Here is a 21,505-nt window from a genome sequence, read left to right as displayed (position 1 = left end):
GCAATCGCCTCAGGCGATCGCCACGCGCGGGAATTGGCGGATGTTCTTGAGGAAATGCTCGGCCGGTTGCGGATGCCCCAGCAGATATCCTTGCAGTGAATCGCAGCCCAACTGCGTCAGGAAGTCCTGTTGTACATCGGTCTCCACCCCTTCGGCGACGATCCGCAGCCCCAGGGCCTGGCCGAGGGCGACGATGGCCGAGACGATGGCCGCGTCATCGCTGTCGTGCTCCAGGTCGCGCACGAAACCGCGATCGATCTTCAACTCGTTGGCCGGCAGGCGCTTGAGGTACATCAGGCTCGAATAGCCGGTGCCGAAGTCGTCGATGGACAGGTCCACGCCCATGTCCGACAGCTGTTGCAGCACCGTCATGCTCGCGTCCGCGTCGCTCATGGCAGTGGTCTCGGTGATTTCCAGCGTCAGGCTGTTGGCCGGCAAATGATGAGTTTCCAGCGCCTTGGCCACGCTCTGCACCAGGCCCGCATGGCAGAACTGCAAGGCCGAGAGATTCACCGCGATGCGCCAGTCGGTGTAGCCCAGCACGTACCATTCGCGCATCTGCCGGCAGGCTTCGTTGAGCACCCATTCGCCGATCGGAATGATCAACCCGGTCTTCTCCGCCAGGTCGATGAAGGTGTCGGGCATCAGCAGGCCCTGGGTTGGATGAGTCCAGCGCAGCAGCGCTTCGGCACCTACCGGACGGCCCTTCGCGGCGTCGAACTTGGGCTGGTAATGCAGGCTGAACTGCCGCTGCTCGACGGCGATGCGCAAGTCTTGCAGCAGTTGCAATTGCTTGCGGGCGTTGCTGTTCATCGAGGCGTCGAAGAAGCTGTAGCCGTTCTTGCCGGCGCCCTTGGCGTGATACATCGCCGCGTCCGCGTTCATCAACAGTTCATCGGCGCTCTGGCCGTTGCCCGGATAAAGCGAGATGCCGACACTGGCGGAGATCTGCAGGTCATGGTCGGCGACCCGGAACGTGCCGCCGATCAATGCAACCTGCCGAGCGGCCAGGCGCAGGGCGTCGTCCGGCTCGGCCAGTTGCACCAGCAGGACGAACTCGTCGCCACCGATCCGTGCGAGGGTGTCCTGGTTGCGCAGATCCTCGCGCAGGCGCAGGGCCACGTCCCGCAGCAACAGGTCGCCCATGTGATGGCCAAACGCGTCGTTCACCGGTTTGAAGCCATCCAGGTCAATGAACATCAAGGCGAAACACCCGCCCTGTTCCTGCACGCGGTGCATGGCTTGGCCAATGCGATCGGCCAGCAAAACACGGTTGGGCAATCCGGTCAGGGGGTCGTGCAGGGCCAGTTGAGTCAGCTCCCGGTTGGCCTGGGTCAGTGACCTGGCCAACTCCGCCGTACGCGCTTCAAGGCGTGCGTCGAGGATGGAAGTCAGCAAGGTAATCGCCAGGATTGCCAGGGTGGTAATCAGCACCACATTGTCCAGCCCCTTGCCGCTCAAGCCATCCAGGGCCCCGCAGAAACTGCCTTCGCGGAACTGCGCCGCGGCCATGCCGGTGTAGTGCATGCCGACGATGGCGACGCCCATCACCACGGCGGCGCCGGCACGAGCCAGGCGTACGTGAGGCGTATTCTGGCGAAGATGAAAGGCGATCCATAACGCCGCCGCACACGCTACGACGGCAATCAACAACGAAGCCCCGAACAGCGTCGGGTCGTAATCGATGCCCGGTTGCATCCGCAACGCGGCCATGCCGGTGTAATGCATGGCACTGATGCCGGTACCCATCACCAACGCGCCGAACGCCAAATGCCAGGCGCGCAGTTGTGGCTGGCTGACCAACCACAGCGCAAAGCCGCTGGAAAGGACGGCAATCAGCAAAGACAGCGCAGTGATCGCCAAATCGTAGCCAAGCTCTACCGGCAAGGTGAAAGCGAGCATGCCGATGAAATGCATGGACCAGATGCCCACCCCCATCGCCAACGCACCACCGGCCATCCAGAAGTGAACGGCACGCCCCTGAGCGGTGGCGATACGCCCGGCCAGATCCAGCGCGGTGTAGGACGCCAGGATTGCAACAAACAGGGAAAACGAAACGAGAGCGGGTGAATAGCTGCCGATGAGCATGGGTTTTTTCTCGTGACCTTAAGGCCGTACTGCTTCCATGCCCGGTTGAAAGTTGGCGATTCTACACAGTCGCTACAGAAGTGCATCAAAAAGCCATCATACAAAAAATATTTGCGACGAAAGACACTGGGCTCCCCTGTAGCGGCCCTTATCCGCAGGGCGTCGTCCACCGGCCCATGTGGAATCAAGCTTGCTCGCGATGCGGTGCCCGGCACAAACAACCACCTGAGCCGGAACCGATTCGGCTAAGCTCTTCAGTTCCCCCCCAGGAGCAGCCGGCATGACCCTAGCGGATACCAAAGCCACAACCACCGCTTTACTCGTGATTGACATCCAGAACGACTTCATCCCTGGCGGCCAACTGGCCGTGCCGGGTGGCGACGAAATCGTGCCGCTGGTCAACCGACTCGGCCGTTCGTTCCTGAACGTCGTCTGCGCCCAGGACTGGCACCCCGCCGGGCACGCCTCGTTCGCCTCCAGCCATGAAGACAAGCAACCCTTCGACCTCATCCAGCTCCCCTACGGCGAACAAAAGCTCTGGCCCGATCACTGTGTCCAGGATACCCCGGGCGCCGCGCTGCACCCTGACCTCGACTTGCCTCATGCCCAATTGGTCATTCGCAAGGGGTGCAACCCGGCCATCGACAGTTACTCAGCCTTCATGGAAGCCGACCGCCAGACCCCGACCGGCCTGACCGGCTACTTCAAGGAACGCGGCATCGACACGGTGTACATGGTCGGATTGGCCCTGGACTTCTGCGTGATGTACTCGGCGCTGGACGCACGAATGGCTGGCTTCAACGCGATCGTCGTTCTGGACGCTTGCCGGGGCATCGATATCGACGGTTCGATGGACGCGGCCATGCGGCGCATGCAGGAGGCCGGCGTGCGGCTGATTCAATCCAGCGACATCGCCAGCCCGGCGTTTGCCGGATGACTGTTACTACCCGTATTCCCTTGTCACAGTGAGTTCCCATGCCCCGCCTCACCCGCACTCACCCGCGCCTTTCCTGGGCCACGATCATTGGCCTGGCCGCGGGTTTGTCGATTCCCGCTGACTCGGTCATCGGCAAGATCCTGATCGGCTGGAACGTCGGGGTCTGGACTTATCTGCTGTTGATGTTCTGGCTCACGGTGCGAGCCAAGGCACCGGACGTGAAGCGCATCGCCGAAATGGAAGACGAAAACGCCGGGCTCGTGTTGTTGATGGTTTGCATCGCAGCCTTGGCCAGCCTGGCGACCATCACCTTTGAACTGGCCGGAAGCCGCGACCTGCAAACGGCCGGCAAGTGGCTGCACTATGGCGCGACCGCGTTGACCGTGATCGGCTCATGGTTGCTGATCGGAGTGATCTTCAGCGTTCATTACGCCCGGTTGTATTACACCTGGAACGGCAAGGAGCCGGCGCTGCGTTTTGCCGAAGGCCTGGCCACACCCAATTACTGGGATTTCCTGTACTTCTCGTTCACCATCGGCGTGGCGGTGCAGACCTCGGACGTGGGGGTTGCCACGCGGCAGTTGCGCAAGATCGTGTTGGCGCAGTCGTTGATCGGTTTTGTGTTCAATACGGCGATATTGGGGTTTTCGATCAATATTGCGGCGGGGTTGTTTGGATGACTGTATGGGGCCACTTCGTGGCCCAGCGGGAGCAAGCCCCCTCGCCACAGAAGCCATCAGGAAGGTGTGGGGAGCAATAACTTGAACCGTGCCCCGCCTAGCGGCGAGGCCTCGACGGTCAGGGTGCCGCCCTGGGCTTGCAGGGCACGGCGGCTGATCGCCAGGCCGAGGCCGAAGCCGCCCGTGGCCCGGTCGCGACTGCGGTCCAGGCGGTAGAACGGCTCGAAGACGCGCTCGCGCTCGCTGTCGGGAATGCCGATGCCGTCATCGTCGACCCAGATCTCACAGCCTTGCTCGCTCACCAGCACACCGACCTGGATGCGCTTTTCGCAGTAGCGCATCGCATTGCGCAGCAAGTTCTGCAAAGCCCGGGCGGTGAGGCGCGGGTCCAGCACAAAACGCTCCAGCGCCCCGTGCAGCAGCACGTCGATCACCACCTCTGGCGCGGCCAGGTCTTCGTCGAGGCTGCCGAGGATACTGTCGATGAACTCGTCCAGCGGCACTTCGACCCGCTCCGGCAACCGCTCCGGATTTTGCAAGCGGCTGTAGGACAGCAGTTCCAGCACCAACTCGTCCAGTTCGCGAATGTGCGCCACCAACCCTTGCAAACGCTCGCGACTGGCCGTCGGCATCTCCTCCGACAACGCCAGAGCGAGGCCAAAATCGAGCCGGGTCAAGGGCGTGCGCAGTTCATGGGAAACGGCGTTTAGCAGGTCCCTCTGCTGGTTGAGCAGATTCTCGATGTCCCCGGCCATGGTGTCGAATACGTGGGCCAGGCTGCCGATGTTCGAGCGCGGCGCAATGTGCGTGCGCTCGCTCAAATGCCCCTTGCCGAAACGCTCGGCGGTGCGCTTCAGACGCTCCAGATCGCGCCAGTGCGGCCGCAACCAGAGCAGCAGGCAGCCCAGCATCGTCGCGCCGATCAACACGTTGATGCTCCAATACAACCAACTGACATCCGCCGGGTCGGGCGGCACGATCATCTTCACCGCCGTGTGCTCGTCCAGCGGCGCGGCCGCCAGGGTTCGCCAGCCCCAGTCACCGATGCGCACCACGTTCTCACCACGCTTGAGACGCGCCTGTTCGGTTGCGGTGAAACCGGCGTCCCCGGTGGTCGCCAACTCTATGCGCAATGGCTCGAACTCCTTGTCCATCTGTGCCGCCAGCGCCGGCCATTGCTCGCTGGGCGCGGCGCGGAACTGCTTGACCATCAGGGTTTGCAGGCCACGGGAATAGTCGAGGTTGTAGGTTTGGAAACGCTCGTGGAACAGGCGGATCACCAGTTCCGGCATCAAATATATCGCCGCGCTGTAGGAAACGATGGTGACCAGATACAGGCGAATCAGCAGCTTCCACATCGATCAGCATTCCCACTCGGAGCGGCTGAACAGGTAACCCTTGCCCCACACGGTCTTGATCTTGCGCGCCTCGCCGGCGTTGTCGTCGAACTTGCGCCGCAGCTTGGAAATGGCCACGTCCACCGAGCGATCGGTGCCGTTGAACTCGATACCGCGCAAGCGTTGGAGGATCTGGTCGCGGCTCAGCACTTCGCCTGAATGACGGGCCAGCACCACCAGCAGGTTGTACTCGCCGCTGGACAACTCCACCGGCTGCCCGCGCCAGGTCACCGTGCGCTCGGACAGATCGATGCACAGATTACCCATGACGATGCGGTCGTTGACCGTCTGCGGCTCGGTCAAGCTGCTGCGCCGCAACAACGTGCGCACCCGCGCCAACAGCACCCGTGGCTCGCAAGGCTTGGTGACGTAGTCGTCGGCGCCCATCTCCAGGCCCAACACCTGGTCGTGGCTGTCGTCCCGCGCCGTGAGCATCAGGATTGGCAACGTCGCCGAATCGGCCCGCAGCAAACGGCACACCTGCAAGCCGTCCAGGCCCGGCAGCATCAGGTCGAGAATCACCAGGTCCGGCGGATTGGCCCGCGCACGTTCACGCACATGGTCGCCACGGTTGAGCACGCTGACTTGGTAGCCGTTGCGTTCCAGGTAGCTGGCGATGAGTTCGCAGAGGGCGGCGTCGTCTTCGACGAGGAGGATGTTGGGCATGGGTGGGTCCGCTAAGTGCTGTGGCGCCTGGCAGGGCCTCATCGCGAGCAGGCTCGCTTCCACAGAGGTCTTCGGGTACGGCGCAAAACCACTGTGGGAGCGAGCATGCTCGCGATGGCGACATATCCGGCGCAGGAAATCTCAAGCCGCCAAGGATATACGCCCTCGTCCACCCGCGAGCAAAACCCTTACACAATTTCACACACAGTCGTGGCCATCCCTCGCCTCGAAGACGGAAGGGCCAAAGTGCTTAGTTTAAATTATCGCAGCGGTAGGATTCATGTCTGACAGCGCTTGTAAACTGTCAGCTCTGACAGTTTACAAGCCGTTAAAAAACGAGCCTCCTATAGTTCATCCTGAGTTAAGGCCATACGGCCTTTGGATATCTAATTCCCAAACGGAGATCGGACCATGAATGCCGCTAGCAACTCACTGAGTTTTGCACCAAACAATTACGTGCTCGCATCTGCTTACTCGACCCAGGGCAAGGAATTTCCAGAATTTGCAGCTACCTCACGATTGATTGAAAAGAAGCTTGCCGGGATAGATAAGGTAGAAACCATAGTCATTACTGCAGTGGATCGTGAGGAAAAAAAGACAACGGCAACCGCAACCACTACGCGTGAACTCATTATTTGTATCCCAGCAGACTATGAATTGGGGGTACATCAGGTAGGTAATGAACTACGAGGCACGGTCCGTTCCGATGTAGGCTTTAGCTATAAGGATGCCGATAAGTTCATCTATGAAGGGGTTTCAGGTAACATCGAATTGCTCCCTGCGTCAGAAGGGCACACAAAAGGCGTATTCAATATAACCGTCGAAATTCCAGGGTCCGAAGGGCAGACTTTTATTCTCAAGGGAGAGTTTCAGGTGCTCAAGGCTGCATAAGCCAGAAACCAGAAAAAAGGGGAAGCCGAGGCTTCCCCTTTTTCTTTTTCAGAATTTGTAGTGAGCGCCAAAATTGAAGCCGTAATCCTTGGTCAGGTTATCGCCTTTACTGGTATCGAGTTCACCATGGACCTGCCAACGATCACTCAGTGTCCAAGAAGCACCCGCCGCCACTTCGAACCGCGTACCGGAAAGATCGTTGTTGAACTTGTTATCGTTGACCCGCACCTCGTTGTGCTTGGCAAACTCTTGGACAAGGGCTGTACGAACATGCGGTTGGAGCACGCTGCCATCGTCCAGCTTCATGCCCCGTCCCACGGACAGACCCACTTTACCCAGCATGGAACGCGTCGTGTCAGCATCCGCCTTCAAACCATTATCAAGGCTGAAGTCCTTACCCTGCACCGTCGCTACCTGCCATTGAGTGAACGGCTCGATGTAATAGCCATCTTTGAAGTCGATATGCTTGCCAAACTCAACGGATGCACTGGCGCCCAGGTTGTTGTAACCGCCCTTGGTCCTGGTGCCGTCGCTCATCGTCACCTTGGCATCATTGCGGAAATGATTGAGCTTGGCCACGGTATCCAGGTAATAACCACTGTCCCCCAGCCAAGTGCCATACATACCGAGAGAGGTGCTGTCGATTTCACCGGAGCTGCCACGGCTCAAGTCGAGGTTCGACTTGCTGTAGCCGGCGAACACGCCCAGCAACACCCGCTCACCGGCGATTTCCACCGGGGTGTCCACCCCCAGGGAAATCCCCTGTTGGTTCTGGCTATAACCATTGCCATAAGCTTTGTTGGTGACGCTGTATCGGCTGCCGAACGAACGCATCCAACCGCCCGTCTGACCTCCATTGACGCGTAGGTCGCCCATGCGGGTGTTCAATAGCGCCATTTCTCCATAAATGACCGTCGGCGCGGTGCCGAAGATCGCCATGACTGAACGGGTCGGATTGCTGATCACGTCCTTGTCGGGTTGCAGATACCAATCATCACCTTGCTTGACCAAACGGTAAGTGTATGCCCCGACATCCACCCGATCGTTGACCAGATCGTATTGAGCACCTGAAGCGACACTCTGTACCACCTTGATCGATGCGTCGCTGACAGGATCTAGCCCGGTACTGGCTACCAGCAATTGATGATTGCCAGATGCACTGCCGGTGATGTTCAAAAGATCGCTGATGCCTTGCCTGAAATCCGTACCCAGCTCGAATCGACCATTGCCCGCCAGGTTGGCTACGTCCAGCTGGAAGTATTGCTGGTTGCTGCCCAAGCGAACCGTTCCCCCGCTGTTGAGCGTGAGGTTACTCACCGCCTGGCTCTCGACCATTTGCCACAGTGCCTGGTTGCTGATAGCGAAGGTGTTAACGTTGTTGACCTTGCCGGTCAGGCTGGCACCGTTATCCAGCGCAAGGCTCGAAGCGCTGCCGGCCGCACCAGAGACATCACCGACCATCACACTTCGGTTGTTGATGGATACATTGGCAACATCCTGCAAATTACCCGTCAGCGTGGATGCGTTATTGATCACCACGCTTGAAGCGCCCAGCACATTGCCGGTCATGCTCGCTTGATTATTAAGAGTCGCGCTGGTGACGTTTTGCATGTCACCGGTCAATGACGCTGCGTTCTGCAGGGTCACGTTGCCCGTCCCGCCTGCATCCACCACGATATTGCCGGTCAGCGCGCTGTTATCGACAAGCAATCCTGCTGAGGCGCCGTTGCGCACTTCCAGCACTGTACCGTTACCGCCTATCAAGGTCGAACCGTTGCGCACCTCGATGTTGGCCACGGTTGGAACAGTCGAGGTATTGAACCCTACGACAATGGCCGAACCGGTCTTGCCCTCTATCCGGGTACCGTCCAGCACAATGGACGAAGGCGTGACTCCGGTTGGCATCGTATCGGTGCCTACCGTCAATCCGTTCAGGCCGCCGGTGATCGTACTGCCGCTGGCGGATAACGAGCCCTCCAGAAGCCGTATGCCGAAACTGTTGGCGCCGGTACCTTCCACCGTGGAGTTCTGTACGGTCAGGTTACTGAAACGGTTGCCGGCTATCCCCCCCGTCAGACCTCGTACCGTACTGTTGTTACGCAACGTTACCGTAGAGCCGCCCACGGTGTTGACGTCCCGGGCGGCCAGGATGCCAACGCCATCGGTACTGGTGACTGTGGAGTTGTCCAGCGTAGCGTTGGCGTTAGTTAGCGCGATGCCACGGGAGAACTGGCCTGTTCCGGTGGCGTTGACCGCGGAGTTAGTCAAGTTGACAGCACCACCGGCGCTGCTGATGATGCCCAACGTGGAAGCTCGCGTGCCGGTCAGGGTAGCCCCTTGCCCAACGGACCAAGTATCTACTGGGGTAGTCGCATCAATGGTCTGGTTCTGTCCGGGGAGGACGACACCTGCCGCCTGCGCCATGGACGGATTGATCAGCAAGGGCATGAACACCATGACCGCAAGGCTGAGCGTTGTCTTACGATAGGAAAAAACAGGCCTAGACGACATAAATGAGTCCTACTCGATTACGTTCCTTAGGGGAACGAATGTCCGACTCGTTATATGCGCGAGCCGAGTAAAAAAACGGTCGCCAGAGTACTGTCTACCCACCCGAGCTTATGTAGGATAAATCTGTAACTGCGTAAGGCTTTTTCCGTTTATTGTGGGAGCTCTATTTCTTAGCAATTGAAACTTCACTTCAACAGCTAAAGACGACATCGGTTGTCGCCTTTAGCTGCTCCAGCTGAAATTACAATCAAGGTGTTGGCTCTGGGCGCTCCACTTCGCAATACACCAGGCTTGAGTTCAACAGTGCCACGGGAACGGTCACCGCCGCTTCGATACCATTTGCGGTATAAGCAATATGCGCGTAGCGGGTAGGAGGGCGTTGTCCGGCGGCAGGGCTGGGCAGTTGAATGGTCTTGATTTTTTCGTAGTCCGTCAGTCTGAACTCCAAATCCCCCGTGGCCGGCATCGCTGACGAAAGCTCGATGCGCGTATTGGGAATCGCCGGGGCCCCAGGTACATTGTTTTCTCGTCCTTCGAATACCAGATCCACTGGCGTACCGGTGGGAATGTTGGTATCTCGCCGAATCCGGATTCGCAATTGACGGGGCTGATAGGGCGGCTTCGGACCGTTCGCAACAACCGGGTGGTCGAGGCTCGGGCAGTTGATGCTGGTCACGATTCGTTCCGGCACCAGACTTCCTGTACCAGGGTTAGTAAAGGCAGACACAACGATTTGCGGCGCAGGAAGATTTATGACGATTGCGGTCACGTCGACCTTTGTTGTCGGCGTCTGCGTCATCCCATTTTCGCCACCAGGGTACCCGATAGTGATGTACGCCTCCCGGGCATTGCCGCCCGCCGCAGTACCGTTACCCTCAGCCAGAATCGTTGTCCAGGGTAACGATGTTGTAACGGTTGTATCGCCCACCCGCACCGGCACCGGGCCACCTACTGGTTTGCCCTGATAGAAAAACGTGACAATCTCACGCCCCGTGACAGGTCGATCGACGTCCGTCCAGACTGGCCAGTTCATGGCCGCCGCCAAGCCCGCCTGGTCAGGCCCAAGCGTATTAGGATCGGGTTGAGGAGTGCCTGCGCCCTGCACTACTACATGAGCAATGTTGACATTCTCCGGATCCGGGAGGTTAGGCTGTTCCGGTCCCGCATAACTAAAATCGATGACCGCAAACTGCTGAGGCGCCGATACCGGGTTGGGAGTGATCGAGGAGCGTTCCAATTCATAATAATATTCCAGCTCAGTCTCGCTATCCTTGTTCGCGTCTCCAAAAAGGGGAGCCAAAGTGTCATAGTCCAGCAAGAATTCTAGTGGCCTAGTATTACCTGGAGGTATTTCTTGTTCCTGCAGTTGGGTCGGCCCGCTTTCCGATGAATAGAGGTAGGGGATGATCCGGTCCCCGGGGATTGAATGAAGAGGGTGGTCAATTTCCATAACCGCTAAGCTGGGGCTCGGACGTACCGTCGCGAATGTAATGGGTATTGCACCACCGTTGGTAACAGGAATCCTGGGTACAGCCAGCACCGGCCTTTCTGCCTTGACCCGGCTGAACATTGGAGTAATGGGTGCGTGATTGCTGATGTTGCCCGGCAGATCAGTAAGATTGTAGGAGTAGTAATGCATCCCGTCATTCAGTGCTGCAAGAAAGGCATGGGGAATATTGATGGTCCCATTGGGCGGAACAGGCCCGTCGTAGGCGGGTGTTTCCCCCTGCATCAAGCCAAAGGTGGTTTGCGTCGAAATATAGAATTTGACCCGATCATTATTCGCCTCAAATTTTTGATACGCATGAGGAATGGTGAGATTCAATCCACCTGCGTTGGCGGGATCGGCCAACCAGGCATCATCGATAACGACTGGAAACGCGGCGTCCAAAGTTAACAACGCTGGGCGGGTACCGGTCCCATTGCCAGTACCGGGCTGGCGTTGGTAAGGCGCAGTCAAATCGATCAGTGCTTCGGTAAAAGGTGACGAAGTATCAACGTTGCCGTTGGCGTCGTAAACTATGAATGCGAGCTCATAGGCATTGTATTCTCCAGTAGGGTTGAAGACGTCCTCAAACCCATCCGTGGGCACCTGAAATTTAATCGGAAATGACCAGTCTCCTCCGGGCTGATCTGCTTTTAACTGTGTCGCAATCACATAAGTCGGATCATTCTCAACAGGAGTCTCGCCTTTGGGAAACAAATGAAGCTCTACCTTTGAGCCCCCTTCGGGACTTTCATCCACAATACTCGCAAGCTGCACTTCAATGGAACCGTCGACTTTTAATTGTTGGTACGTCAGCCTGTTATCCGGCAACTGCCCCACAATGATAGGAGGCTCAGCCAGTACCCCACCCGATTTAACTTGAATATTCATTTTTTCGAACTCCATCGACATTACGTTTAATGGATCTTTAACATCAGAAAAGGCGTGGATTGCCTCCAGCCCTGTAGCACCAGGACCGCAGGGAAGCGCTTGCCCTGGAATGACTCGATCAATCTTCACCAATGCGGGCGGTGACTTTCCCAATGCGCTGCCGTTTCGATACAAGGTATAACTGGCCAAAGCCGAAGCATTTCTTTCCATTGGCTTTATGTGCTGTTCGTACTTGTCACTTTCCAGGACCAGATCGAATCCCTGGTCAGATGACGCCTCTTCTTGAGTCAGAATCTTTGTCACTCGCACCGCTGTTCCGGCAATCGGACCGAGACCATTGAGGCTGCTATAGCCCTCCCAGTTCAATGCACATTCGTCATCCTTGGCGAACCGCCCAGATTGGGCTGGCACGTGTACAAGCACCCGCTCCCACAACTTGGGTTGCGAAGAACAATTGAGATAACCCCATAGTGTGGCGCTGGGAAAACCTGGCCCAGCCAGGTTCACCGGTGTAGGTCTCGTCACATGAAATATCTGCGGAGACGATGTATCTTCGTTTTCGGAGTCCCCCTGCGTCACACGATACTTCAGAAGAACATCTCCCTCCTGTTGCAGATATTGAGCGGGCAATAAGACAAATGCCGGAAATACCACAGGAACGGGGAAATAATTACTATAGAACGACACTTCATCTGACGATCCAGGTGCAACTACCCAGACCTCCAGCAGATCACTCTTGCCGAGTTGCTGAGAGGGATTCTCCCACTCAGGAATTAATAACTTTGCGCCTTGGGTGGAGGCTTCAGGAGGAAAGATATTGTCGGCACCAACCCCTTCAATGCTGAGAGGCCTCGCCAAGATACCAATATTCCTAACTAAAGAGGACATACATGACACTCCAGACCGGCACTCAATAGCCTGGAGAAATTAAGCGCGGATTTGCCCGCCGCGCCTACTGTCAGATCTGACAGGTTAACCCACCGTTCGTCGGGTGAACCACTCAATTACAAACGTCAGGTAGCCGACCCGCCTACCTCTTCAATAAATCCACGGCACATCGGGCCATCCCTTGGCAGGCGTCTTTGAGCTGGGATTGGCCCACCACCAACCCAACTCGAATATGCCCCGCCGCGCTCGGCCCAAACGCCTCCCCCGCCAGCACCGACACCTCATTGCCCTCCAATAACCGCTCGGCAAACGCCTGCGCACCCAGCCCCGTCTGCCGCACGTCAACCATCACAAACATGCCGCCATCAGGCTGTACCGGCTTGAGACCAGGGCAATTTTCCAGTGCCGCGCACACCAGGTCGCGACGCTGTCGATACTCCTCGCGCATCTGCGCCACTTCGGGCAAATCCAGATCCAGCGCAACCTGGGCCGCGCGCTGAACGAAGTCCGGCAGGCCGAACAGCATGCACAGCGACAGATTGGAAAGGTGTTCAGCGAGAGGTTCGGGGCCAATGGCCCAGCCGATGCGCCAGCCGGTCATGGCGTGGGATTTGGACAGGCTGTTGATGGTGGCGGTGCGCTCAGCCATGCCCGGCAGGCCGGCCGGGCTGATGTGTTCGCCTTCGTAGAGCAAGTCGCTGTAGACCTCGTCACTGATCAGCCACAGGTCGTGTTCGATGCACAGTTGCGCCAGGGCTTGCCAGGTGGACAGCGGCAGGCTGGCGCCGGAGGGGTTGTTGGGGCTGTTGATCAGCATGGCGCGGGTGCGCCGGGTGATCAGCCGGGCGACGTCGGCCGGCTGGACTCGGAAGCCGTTCTCCGGCGTCACCGCCACCGGCACCACTTTCGCTGCGCAGGCACCGAATACCGCTTCATAGGTGACGTACATCGGTTCGGCGACGATCACTTCATCGCCAGGGTCGAGCAGGCATTGCGCGACGGCATAGACCGCGCATTGGGCACCGGGAAGCACCGTGACGTGCTCGGCGCCCACCGGTTGGCCGCAGCGCTGTTGATGCCGCCGGGCGATGCTGGCGCGCAACGAGTGCAAGCCTCGCGTATCCGAGTAGTGGGTATCGCCGGCCCGCAAGCTGGCGACGGCGGCCTCGACGATCGCGTGGGGTGTGTCGAAATCCGGGTCGCCCACCGAGAGCAACAGCACGTCCCTGCCCTGCTCGCGCATGGCCAGCGCCCGGTCATGAATTTCCCAGGCGGCGGCACCGTCGCCGATGATGCGTTGGGTCAGGGCTGAAAAGCGCATGTCATTTCCTTGAGAGTTGCAGTGTTTCAGCTCAACCCTATCTCAAATCCTGAAACACGCCACCGTTTGGGCTGCCTTGCACATTGACGCCCCGCACCCGCCCATGGTCTCCTGTGCGCCTGTTTGGGTGCCCTTCACAGGGTGAAACGGGAAACCGGTGAATCGTGTGCTTTACTTCAAGGCCACGTCAGTCCGGTGCTGCCCCCGCAACGGTAAGCGAGTGAAGCGTCGAAACCACTGTGCATGCGCATGGGAAGGTGACGCTTTCAGGCAAGGCTCAGGCCCTGCCCCTCGTGAGCCCGGAGACCGGCCCATGACTTCTTTTCAACAAACCCGCGGTGGGCGGGCGCTGTTCGAATCCCGGCGAGTCTTCGCCTGGGTTTTCATTGCGCTCGGTCCGCCCGCTGACACCAGAGGGAAGCGCCATGTCGACCATCAGCAGCACCGCCCGCACGACCAGTAGCACCGTCACCCTGAGCCAGCGCTTGAGCGCCGCGGTCCTTGCCTCGATTCTCGGCGCGGGCCTGGTGTATTTCGCCGGTTTCTCCCACATCGAAGCGGTGCACAACGCAGCCCACGACACACGGCACAGCGCCGCGTTCCCGTGCCATTGAGCGCCGACGCCATGATCAAGCGTATCGCGCAAACCGCCGGTTTCAGTGGATTGTTGGCCGCCCTGCTGCTGACTCTTCTACAAAGTTTTTGGGTATCGCCGCTGATCCAGCAAGCCGAGACCTACGAAAAGGCCCCGGCCGCCGAGGTCCATGAACACGCCGCTGGGGTTGCACACAGCCATGACGCGCAAGCCTGGGAGCCGGAGGACGGCTGGCAACGCGTGCTCTCCACCACCGGCGGCAACCTGGTGGTCGCGGTGGGTTTTGCGCTGATGCTGGCGGGCCTGTACACCTTGCGTGAACCGACGCGCACATCCCAGGGTTTGCTCTGGGGCCTGGCCGGCTATGCCACCTTCGTCCTGGCGCCGACGCTGGGCTTGCCGCCGGAACTGCCGGGCACTGCTGCGGCGGATCTGGCCCAACGGCAGATGTGGTGGATCGGCACCGCTGCATGTACGGCGGTGGGCATCGCCCTGATTGCGTTCGGTCGGCATTGGCTGTTGAAAGTGTTGGGCCTTGCGACCCTGCTGATTCCTCACGTCATTGGCGCCCCGCAGCCGGACGTGCATTCGATGCTCGCGCCCGAGGCGCTGGAAAGTGAGTTCAAGCTCGCTTCGCAATTGACCAATGTTGCGTTTTGGCTGGCCTTGGGCCTGATCAGCGCCTGGCTGTTCCGCCGTGGTGCACAGGCTCACGACCAAGCATGAGTGGCGGGCCGATCCTGGTGGTCGGCCTCGGCTGCCAGCGCGGTTGCTCGGCCAGCACGTTGCGGGCATTGCTTGAGCAGACGCTGCTGGCCCACGGTATCGCGCTCGACGAAATAAGGGCATTGGCGAGCATTGACCGCAAGCGTGACGAGCCGGGGCTGCTGGAGTTGGCAGCGCAATTATCGCTGCCGCTGACGTGTTTCAGCGCTGAACAACTGGCGGGTTATCAAGCACAGCTCAGCCATCGCTCAGCCATCGCTTTCGAGCGTACGGGTTGCCATGGCGTCGCCGAAAGCGCCGCCCTCGCCCTGGCCGATCAATTGGGTGTTTCGCCCGCGAGATTGCGAGTCACCCGCCAGAAAGGCCCACAGGCGACGTTGGCATTGGCGGCGGCTTCGTAACACTCGATAATCGACTGCCGAATCATGAGCATTGCTCATGCACGCCCTCATCTTTGCATAGGAACCGGTCATGACCGTTTACTTCATCGGCGCCGGCCCTGGCGATCCGGAGCTGATCACCGTCAAGGGCCAGCGGCTGATTCGCAACTGCGCCGTGATCATCTACGCCGGCTCCCTGGTGCCAACGGCCGTGCTGGAAGGCCACCGCGCCGAACAGGTGGTAAACAGCGCCGAGCTGCACCTGGAACAGATCATCGATCTGATAAAGACGGCACACCTCAACGGTCAGGATGTAGCGCGAGTGCACTCCGGCGACCCGAGCCTTTACGGCGCGATCGGCGAGCAGATCCGCTGCCTACGGGAGCTGGACATTCCTTTCGAAATCATCCCGGGCGTGACCGCCACTTCAGCTTGCGCCGCTCTGCTCGGTGCCGAGTTGACACTGCCGGACATATCCCAAAGCGTGATCCTGACCCGCTACGCGGACAAAACCGCCATGCCCACTGGAGAGGAGTTGGTCAGCCTGGCGCAACACGGCGCCACCATGGCGATTCACTTGGGCGTCAACCATCTGGAAAAAATCGTCGATGAGCTGCTGCCCCACTACGGCGCGGATTGTCCGATTGCGGTAGTTCACCGGGCGACGTGGCCCGATCAGGATTGGGTGGTGGGGACGCTGGAGGATATTGCCGAAAAGGTACGGGCCAAGGGCTATCGGCGTACGGCGTTGATTCTGGTGGGACGGGTGTTGGGCAATGATGTATTCAGCGAATCATCGCTGTACCGCGCTGGACATGCGCATCTCTATCGGCCCTGACTCATCACTGTCCCTTGTGGGAGCGAGCTTGCTCGCGATGACAAAGGCACATTCAACATCATCGCAAGCTGACCCACCGCTATCGCGAGCAAGCTCGCTCCCACAGGGTTCGGCAGGTGCCCACAGGTTACGCGCCGATCACCGAAGCTGTTGTGGCGAGGGAGCTTGCTCCCGCTGGACCGCGAAGCGGTCCCTGGGTAACCCACGCACCCATCACGGAGATCGCGCCGGTTGCCTTGCGATTGCTTCGCAATCGAGCGGGAGCAAGCTCCCTCGCCACAGTGTGCTGCGCGCAGCGAACACCTATCAGTAGTAGGCGTTTTCTTTCTGCGTGTGGTCGGTCACGTCGCGTACGCCCTTGAGTTCCGGGATGCGCTCGAGCAACGTGCGCTCGATGCCTTCCTTCAAGGTGACGTCGGCCTGGCCGCAGCCCTGGCAGCCGCCGCCGAACTGGAGCACGGCGATGCCGTCTTCCACCACGTCGATCAACGATACCTGGCCGCCGTGGCTGGCCAGCCCCGGGTTGATTTCGGTTTGCAGGTAGTAATTGATGCGCTCGTTGACCGGGCTGTCGGCGTTGACCATCGGCACTTTCGCGTTCGGTGCCTTGATGGTCAGCTGGCCGCCCATTCGGTCAGTGGCGTAGTCGACAACCGCATCGTCCAGGAAAGCTTCGCTGAACGAATCGATGTACGCGGTGAAGCTTTTGAGCCCCAGCGCGGTGTCTTCAGGTTTTTCTTCTCCCGGCTTGCAGTAGGCAATGCACGTCTCTGCGTACTGGGTGCCGGGCTGGGTGATGAAGATGCGGATCCCGATACCCGGGGTGTTCTGCTTGGACAGCAGGTCGGCCAGGTAATCGTGGGCGGCATCGGTAATGGTAATGGCGGTCATGGAAACTCCTCGCAGGCTTGCCGGCAGTTTACGCCAATCATCGCGCCGGACAAAGTCCTAGTATTTTTGTCAGGAAAGAACCCGACGATGTGAAGGCGCATCGCCAGGCGCCTCGATCAGAGTTTCTGGTAGCGATTCATGTCCAGCCCCCCTGCTTCCATGGGGTCGGTTTCCATGGCGTCGACAAATGCCGGCACCTGCCCGGCGGGGATGTTGAAGATGAAATTCGGATAGCTGCTGAGCACGCCCGGATCACTGCCTAGGTTCAACTGGCAGGCAGACTCATGGCAGGCGTGGCAGGCCACGCATTTTTCGGTGAAGATCGGCTGGATGTCGCGGGTATAGGAAATCGCGGGAGCGGGACCTCCGGCGGCTGCGGTAAAGGACAACAGCAGCAACAGACTGCCGGATAAGAAGCGGTACGGCATGTCTCGATGCCTAAGAATTCTCCGGCGATTCTACCGGGCCGGTATCACCTTGCAAACATGAGCGATATTCATGCAAAAGCCCAGCATGATCAAATACCGCACAGGTTTGCTATGATTTCGGCTTTCGTAATGGTCTTTTTTTCCAGGTAGTCCTATGTCCGATCGCAGCGCTCGCCTCCATCTTCTCCAGCAAGCCCTCAAGGAACGCATCCTGATCCTCGATGGCGGCATGGGCACGATGATCCAGAGCTACAAACTGGAAGAACAGGACTACCGGGGCAAGCGTTTCGCCGACTGGCCAAGCGACGTCAAGGGCAACAACGACTTGCTCGTACTGACCCGCCCCGACGTGATCGGCTCGATTGAAAAAGCCTACCTGGATGCCGGCGCCGACATCCTCGAAACCAACACCTTCAACGCCACCCAGGTGTCCCAGGCGGACTATGGCATGCAGGGCCTGGCCTATGAATTGAACCTGGAAGGCGCGCGGCTGGCCCGCCAGGTTGCCGACGCCAAGACCCTGGAAACCCCGGACAAGCCGCGCTTCGTCGCCGGCGTGCTCGGCCCGACCAGCCGTACCTGCTCGCTGTCGCCGGACGTGAACAACCCTGGCTACCGCAACGTGACCTTCGACGAACTGGTGGAGAACTACACCGAAGCCACCAAGGGCCTGATCGAAGGCGGCGCCGACCTGATCCTGATCGAAACCATTTTTGACACGCTGAACGCCAAGGCCGCGATCTTTGCCGTGCAAGGCGTCTACGAAGAACTGGGCGTCGAACTGCCGATCATGATCTCCGGCACCATCACCGACGCCTCCGGCCGCACCCTCTCCGGCCAGACCACCGAAGCCTTCTGGAACTCCGTGGCCCACGCCAAGCCGATCTCGGTCGGTCTGAACTGCGCCCTCGGCGCCAGCGAATTGCGTCCCTACCTGGAAGAGCTGTCGAACAAGGCCAGCACCCACGTATCGGCCCACCCGAACGCCGGCCTGCCCAACGAATTCGGCGAATACGATGAACTGCCGGTGGACACCGCCAAAGTCATCGAAGAGTTTGCCCAGAGTGGCTTCCTTAACATCGTCGGCGGCTGCTGCGGCACTACTCCGGCGCACATCGAAGCGATCGCCAAGGCCGTGGCCGGTTATGCGCCGCGGCAGATTCCGGAGATTCCCCGGGCGTGCCGCCTGTCGGGGCTGGAACCGTTCACCATCGATCGCAGCTCCTTGTTCGTCAACGTCGGCGAGCGGACCAACATCACCGGTTCCGCCAAGTTCGCCCGGCTGATCCGCGAGGACAACTACACCGAAGCGTTGGAAGTAGCCTTGCAACAAGTCGAGGCCGGCGCCCAGGTGATCGACATCAACATGGACGAGGGCATGCTCGATTCGAAGAAGGCCATGGTGACCTTCCTCAATCTGATCGCTGGCGAACCGGACATTTCCCGGGTGCCGATCATGATCGACTCCTCCAAGTGGGAAGTGATCGAGGCCGGCCTCAAGTGCATCCAGGGCAAGGGCATCGTCAACTCCATCAGCATGAAGGAAGGCGTCGAGCAGTTCATCCACCACGCCAAGCTGTGCAAGCGCTACGGCGCCGCCGTGGTGGTGATGGCCTTCGACGAAGCCGGCCAGGCCGACACCGAGGCGCGCAAGAAGGAAATCTGCAAGCGCTCCTACGACATCCTGGTCAATGAAGTCGGCTTTCCCCCAGAAGACATCATCTTCGACCCGAACATCTTCGCCGTCGCCACCGGCATCGAAGAGCACAACAACTATGCCGTGGACTTCATCAACGCCTGTGCCTACATCCGCGACGAACTGCCTTACGCGCTGACCTCCGGCGGCGTGTCCAACGTGTCGTTCTCGTTCCGCGGCAACAACCCGGTGCGCGAGGCGATCCACTCGGTGTTCCTGTTGCATGCGATCCGTGCGGGCCTGACCATGGGCATCGTCAACGCCGGCCAATTGGAGATCTACGACCAGATCCCGGTGGAGCTGCGCGACGCCGTGGAAGACGTGATCCTCAACCGCACCCCCGAGGGCACGGATGCCCTGCTCGCCATCGCCGACAAGTACAAGGGCGACGGCAGCGTCAAGGAAGCGGAAACCGAGGAATGGCGCGGCTGGGAAGTGAACAAGCGCCTGGAGCACGCGCTGGTCAAAGGCATCACCACCCATATCGTTGAAGACACCGAGGAGTCGCGGCTGTCGTTCGCCCGGCCGATCGAAGTGATCGAAGGCCCGCTGATGGCCGGCATGAACATCGTTGGCGACCTGTTTGGCGCCGGCAAGATGTTCCTGCCCCAGGTGGTCAAATCCGCCCGCGTGATGAAGCAGGCGGTGGCGCACCTGATCCCGTTCATCGAGGCGGAAAAAGGCGACAAGCCGGAAGCCAAGGGCAAGATCCTCATGGCGACGGTCAAGGGCGACGTGCATGACATCGGCAAGAACATCGTCGGCGTCGTGCTCGGGTGCAACGGCTATGACATCGTCGACCTCGGCGTGATGGTGCCGGCGGAGAAAATCCTCCAGGTCGCCAAGGACGAGAAGTGCGACATCATCGGCCTGTCCGGCCTGATCACCCCGTCCCTGGACGAAATGGTGCACGTGGCTCGCGAGATGCAGCGCCAGGACTTCCACCTGCCGCTGATGATTGGCGGCGCCACCACCTCCAAGGCCCACACGGCGGTGAAGATCGAGCCCAAGTACAGCAACGATGCGGTGATCTACGTCACCGACGCCTCCCGCGCCGTGGGCGTGGCGACCCAGTTACTGTCCAAGGAGCTGAAGCCGGCGTTCGTCGAGAAAACCCGCCAGGACTACATTGACGTGCGCGAGCGTACCTCCAATCGCAGCGCCCGTACTGAGCGCCTGAGCTACCCGGCGGCCGTGGCGAAGAAGCCGCAGTTCGACTGGAGCAGTTACCAGCCGGTCAAGCCCACCTTCACTGGCGCACGGGTGCTGGACGACATCGACTTGAACGTCCTGGCCGAATACATCGACTGGACGCCGTTCTTCATTTCCTGGGACCTGGCCGGCAAATACCCACGCATCCTCACCGACGAAGTGGTCGGCGAAGCGGCCACGGCGTTGTACGCCGATGCCCGGGCGATGCTGCGCAAGCTGATCGACGAAAAACTCATCAGCGCCCGCGCCGTGTTCGGCTTCTGGCCGGCCAACCAGGTGCATGACGATGACCTGGAAGTCTATGGCGACGACGGCAAGCCACTGGCGCGCCTGCATCACCTGCGCCAGCAGATCATCAAGACCGACGGCAAGCCAAACTTTTCCCTGGCCGACTTCGTCGCGCCGAAGGACAGCGGCGTCACCGATTACGTCGGCGGTTTCATCACCACCGCCGGCATCGGCGCCGAAGAAGTCGCCAAGGCGTATCAGGAAGCCGGCGACGACTACAATTCAATCATGGTCAAGGCCCTGGCCGACCGTTTGGCCGAAGCCTGCGCCGAATGGCTGCACCAGCAGGTGCGCAAGGAGCATTGGGGCTACGCCAAGGACGAAAGCCTGGACAACGAGGCGCTGATCAAGGAGCAATACACCGGCATCCGCCCTGCCCCCGGCTACCCAGCCTGCCCTGATCACACCGAGAAGGCCACTCTGTTCCGCCTGCTCGACCCAGAAGCCAGCGAACTGAAAGCCGGACGCAGCGGCGTGTTCCTCACCGAACACTACGCCATGTTCCCGGCGGCGGCGGTCAGCGGCTGGTACTTCGCCCACCCTCAGGCGCAGTACTTCGCCGTGGGCAAGATCGACAAGGATCAGGTCCAGAGCTACACCGCACGCAAGGGGCAGGACTTGAGCGTGACTGAACGCTGGCTGGCGCCTAACTTGGGTTACGACAACTAAGCGAAAGAATGCCGACCGTTCGACGG

Annotated in this window: 15 protein-coding genes, 1 pseudogene and 1 riboswitch; of the genes and pseudogenes, 8 read left to right on the top strand and 8 right to left on the bottom strand. The window is 59.7% G+C overall.

The genetic code is table 11. The annotated features are described in order from the left end of the window. Window positions 1-9: 9 nt before the first annotated feature. A complete protein-coding gene (locus M1D68_RS10105) occupies window positions 10-2,088 on the bottom strand; it encodes a putative bifunctional diguanylate cyclase/phosphodiesterase (RefSeq protein WP_434563521.1) in 2,079 nt (692 codons plus the stop codon). Window positions 2,089-2,368: 280 nt separating this feature from the next. Here M1D68_RS10105 and pncA point away from each other — a divergent pair, with 280 nt between their 5' ends. Together pncA and M1D68_RS10095 are read left to right on the top strand one after the other, a co-directional pair. Beyond that, window positions 2,369-3,025 carry a bifunctional nicotinamidase/pyrazinamidase gene (pncA, locus tag M1D68_RS10100; RefSeq protein WP_434563519.1) on the top strand — a complete coding sequence of 219 codons (657 nt, stop codon included), beginning with the start codon at window positions 2,369-2,371 and terminating at the stop codon, window positions 3,023-3,025. A 38-nt stretch (window positions 3,026-3,063) separates the two neighbouring features. Continuing rightward, window positions 3,064-3,705 carry a DUF1345 domain-containing protein gene (locus M1D68_RS10095; RefSeq protein ID WP_434610862.1) on the top strand — a complete coding sequence of 214 codons (642 nt, stop codon included), beginning with the start codon at window positions 3,064-3,066 and terminating at the stop codon, window positions 3,703-3,705. 56 nt (window positions 3,706-3,761) lie between these two features. On the opposite strand, the gene M1D68_RS10090 is transcribed toward M1D68_RS10095, so the two are convergent. Continuing rightward, window positions 3,762-5,063 carry an ATP-binding protein gene (locus tag M1D68_RS10090; protein ID WP_457970189.1) on the bottom strand — a complete coding sequence of 434 codons (1,302 nt, stop codon included), beginning with the start codon at window positions 5,061-5,063 and terminating at the stop codon, window positions 3,762-3,764. A 3-nt stretch (window positions 5,064-5,066) separates the two neighbouring features. Continuing rightward, a complete protein-coding gene (locus M1D68_RS10085; protein ID WP_420764487.1) occupies window positions 5,067-5,768 on the bottom strand; it encodes a response regulator in 702 nt (233 codons plus the stop codon). Between the two features lie 411 nt (window positions 5,769-6,179). Between M1D68_RS10085 and M1D68_RS10080 the strand changes: the two genes are divergently transcribed. Beyond that, window positions 6,180-6,659 carry a hypothetical protein gene (locus tag M1D68_RS10080; protein ID WP_457970187.1) on the top strand — a complete coding sequence of 160 codons (480 nt, stop codon included), beginning with the start codon at window positions 6,180-6,182 and terminating at the stop codon, window positions 6,657-6,659. A 48-nt stretch (window positions 6,660-6,707) separates the two neighbouring features. Here the strand turns inward: M1D68_RS10080 and M1D68_RS10075 are convergent, their stop codons facing one another. The 3 genes from M1D68_RS10075 to M1D68_RS10065 form a co-directional block, all read right to left on the bottom strand. Then, window positions 6,708-9,170, bottom strand: coding sequence for an autotransporter outer membrane beta-barrel domain-containing protein (locus tag M1D68_RS10075; RefSeq protein ID WP_434563511.1), 2,463 nt, complete (start codon window positions 9,168-9,170; stop codon window positions 6,708-6,710). A gap of 247 nt (window positions 9,171-9,417) precedes the next feature. Further along, window positions 9,418-12,435, bottom strand: coding sequence for a hypothetical protein (locus M1D68_RS10070; protein WP_457970185.1), 3,018 nt, complete (start codon window positions 12,433-12,435; stop codon window positions 9,418-9,420). 142 nt (window positions 12,436-12,577) lie between these two features. After that, a complete protein-coding gene (locus M1D68_RS10065; protein ID WP_457970184.1) occupies window positions 12,578-13,756 on the bottom strand; it encodes a pyridoxal phosphate-dependent aminotransferase in 1,179 nt (392 codons plus the stop codon). A 108-nt stretch (window positions 13,757-13,864) separates the two neighbouring features. Continuing rightward, window positions 13,865-14,085, top strand: a riboswitch (cobalamin riboswitch). A 96-nt stretch (window positions 14,086-14,181) separates the two neighbouring features. Here M1D68_RS10065 and M1D68_RS10060 point away from each other — a divergent pair. The 4 genes from M1D68_RS10060 to cobM all read left to right on the top strand — a co-directional run bounded on the left by M1D68_RS10060 (window position 14,182) and on the right by cobM (window position 16,295). Further along, window positions 14,182-14,370, top strand: coding sequence for a CbtB domain-containing protein (locus M1D68_RS10060; protein ID WP_420764493.1), 189 nt, complete (start codon window positions 14,182-14,184; stop codon window positions 14,368-14,370). An 11-nt stretch (window positions 14,371-14,381) separates the two neighbouring features. Then, window positions 14,382-15,077, top strand: a complete 696-nt coding sequence (locus tag M1D68_RS10055; RefSeq protein WP_457970183.1) for a CbtA family protein — start codon at window positions 14,382-14,384, stop codon at window positions 15,075-15,077. After that, a complete protein-coding gene (locus M1D68_RS10050; protein WP_457970182.1) occupies window positions 15,074-15,478 on the top strand; it encodes a cobalamin biosynthesis protein in 405 nt (134 codons plus the stop codon). Before M1D68_RS10055 ends, M1D68_RS10050 begins: the two co-directional genes overlap by 4 nt. Before the next feature lie 70 nt (window positions 15,479-15,548). Continuing rightward, window positions 15,549-16,295 (top strand): precorrin-4 C(11)-methyltransferase, encoded by a 747-nt coding sequence (gene cobM, locus M1D68_RS10045; protein WP_434563500.1) that lies wholly within the window; start codon window positions 15,549-15,551, stop codon window positions 16,293-16,295. 306 nt (window positions 16,296-16,601) lie between these two features. On the opposite strand, the gene nfuA is transcribed toward cobM, so the two are convergent. After that, window positions 16,602-17,186 carry a Fe-S biogenesis protein NfuA gene (nfuA, locus tag M1D68_RS10040; RefSeq protein WP_003182850.1) on the bottom strand — a complete coding sequence of 195 codons (585 nt, stop codon included), beginning with the start codon at window positions 17,184-17,186 and terminating at the stop codon, window positions 16,602-16,604. 245 nt (window positions 17,187-17,431) lie between these two features. Continuing rightward, window positions 17,432-17,614, bottom strand: a pseudogene (locus M1D68_RS10035) (hypothetical protein); the annotation flags it as partial. 154 nt (window positions 17,615-17,768) lie between these two features. Between M1D68_RS10035 and metH the strand changes: the two are divergent. Then, a complete protein-coding gene (metH, locus tag M1D68_RS10030) occupies window positions 17,769-21,479 on the top strand; it encodes a methionine synthase (protein WP_420764497.1) in 3,711 nt (1,236 codons plus the stop codon). The last annotated feature ends 26 nt before the right edge of the window (window positions 21,480-21,505 follow it).

The sequence above is a fragment of the Pseudomonas sp. R4-84 genome, from assembly GCF_054130985.1.
Note: the sequence above shows the minus strand (reverse complement) of the source record. Positions and strands in the feature narration are given on the sequence as shown.

Coding starts and splice junctions, on each gene's coding strand:
- M1D68_RS10060 (WP_420764493.1), top strand. CDS start 14,182: ATGTCGACCATCAGCAGCACCGCCCGCACGACCAGTAGCACCGTCACC.
- metH (WP_420764497.1), top strand. CDS start 17,769: ATGTCCGATCGCAGCGCTCGCCTCCATCTTCTCCAGCAAGCCCTCAAG.
- pncA (WP_434563519.1), top strand. CDS start 2,369: ATGACCCTAGCGGATACCAAAGCCACAACCACCGCTTTACTCGTGATT.
- M1D68_RS10055 (WP_457970183.1), top strand. CDS start 14,382: ATGATCAAGCGTATCGCGCAAACCGCCGGTTTCAGTGGATTGTTGGCC.
- M1D68_RS10105 (WP_434563521.1), bottom strand. CDS start 2,088: ATGCTCATCGGCAGCTATTCACCCGCTCTCGTTTCGTTTTCCCTGTTT.
- M1D68_RS10085 (WP_420764487.1), bottom strand. CDS start 5,768: ATGCCCAACATCCTCCTCGTCGAAGACGACGCCGCCCTCTGCGAACTC.
- nfuA (WP_003182850.1), bottom strand. CDS start 17,186: ATGACCGCCATTACCATTACCGATGCCGCCCACGATTACCTGGCCGAC.
- M1D68_RS10080 (WP_457970187.1), top strand. CDS start 6,180: ATGAATGCCGCTAGCAACTCACTGAGTTTTGCACCAAACAATTACGTG.
- M1D68_RS10050 (WP_457970182.1), top strand. CDS start 15,074: ATGAGTGGCGGGCCGATCCTGGTGGTCGGCCTCGGCTGCCAGCGCGGT.
- M1D68_RS10070 (WP_457970185.1), bottom strand. CDS start 12,435: ATGTCCTCTTTAGTTAGGAATATTGGTATCTTGGCGAGGCCTCTCAGC.
- cobM (WP_434563500.1), top strand. CDS start 15,549: ATGACCGTTTACTTCATCGGCGCCGGCCCTGGCGATCCGGAGCTGATC.
- M1D68_RS10095 (WP_434610862.1), top strand. CDS start 3,064: ATGCCCCGCCTCACCCGCACTCACCCGCGCCTTTCCTGGGCCACGATC.
- M1D68_RS10075 (WP_434563511.1), bottom strand. CDS start 9,170: ATGTCGTCTAGGCCTGTTTTTTCCTATCGTAAGACAACGCTCAGCCTT.
- M1D68_RS10090 (WP_457970189.1), bottom strand. CDS start 5,063: ATGTGGAAGCTGCTGATTCGCCTGTATCTGGTCACCATCGTTTCCTAC.
- M1D68_RS10065 (WP_457970184.1), bottom strand. CDS start 13,756: ATGCGCTTTTCAGCCCTGACCCAACGCATCATCGGCGACGGTGCCGCC.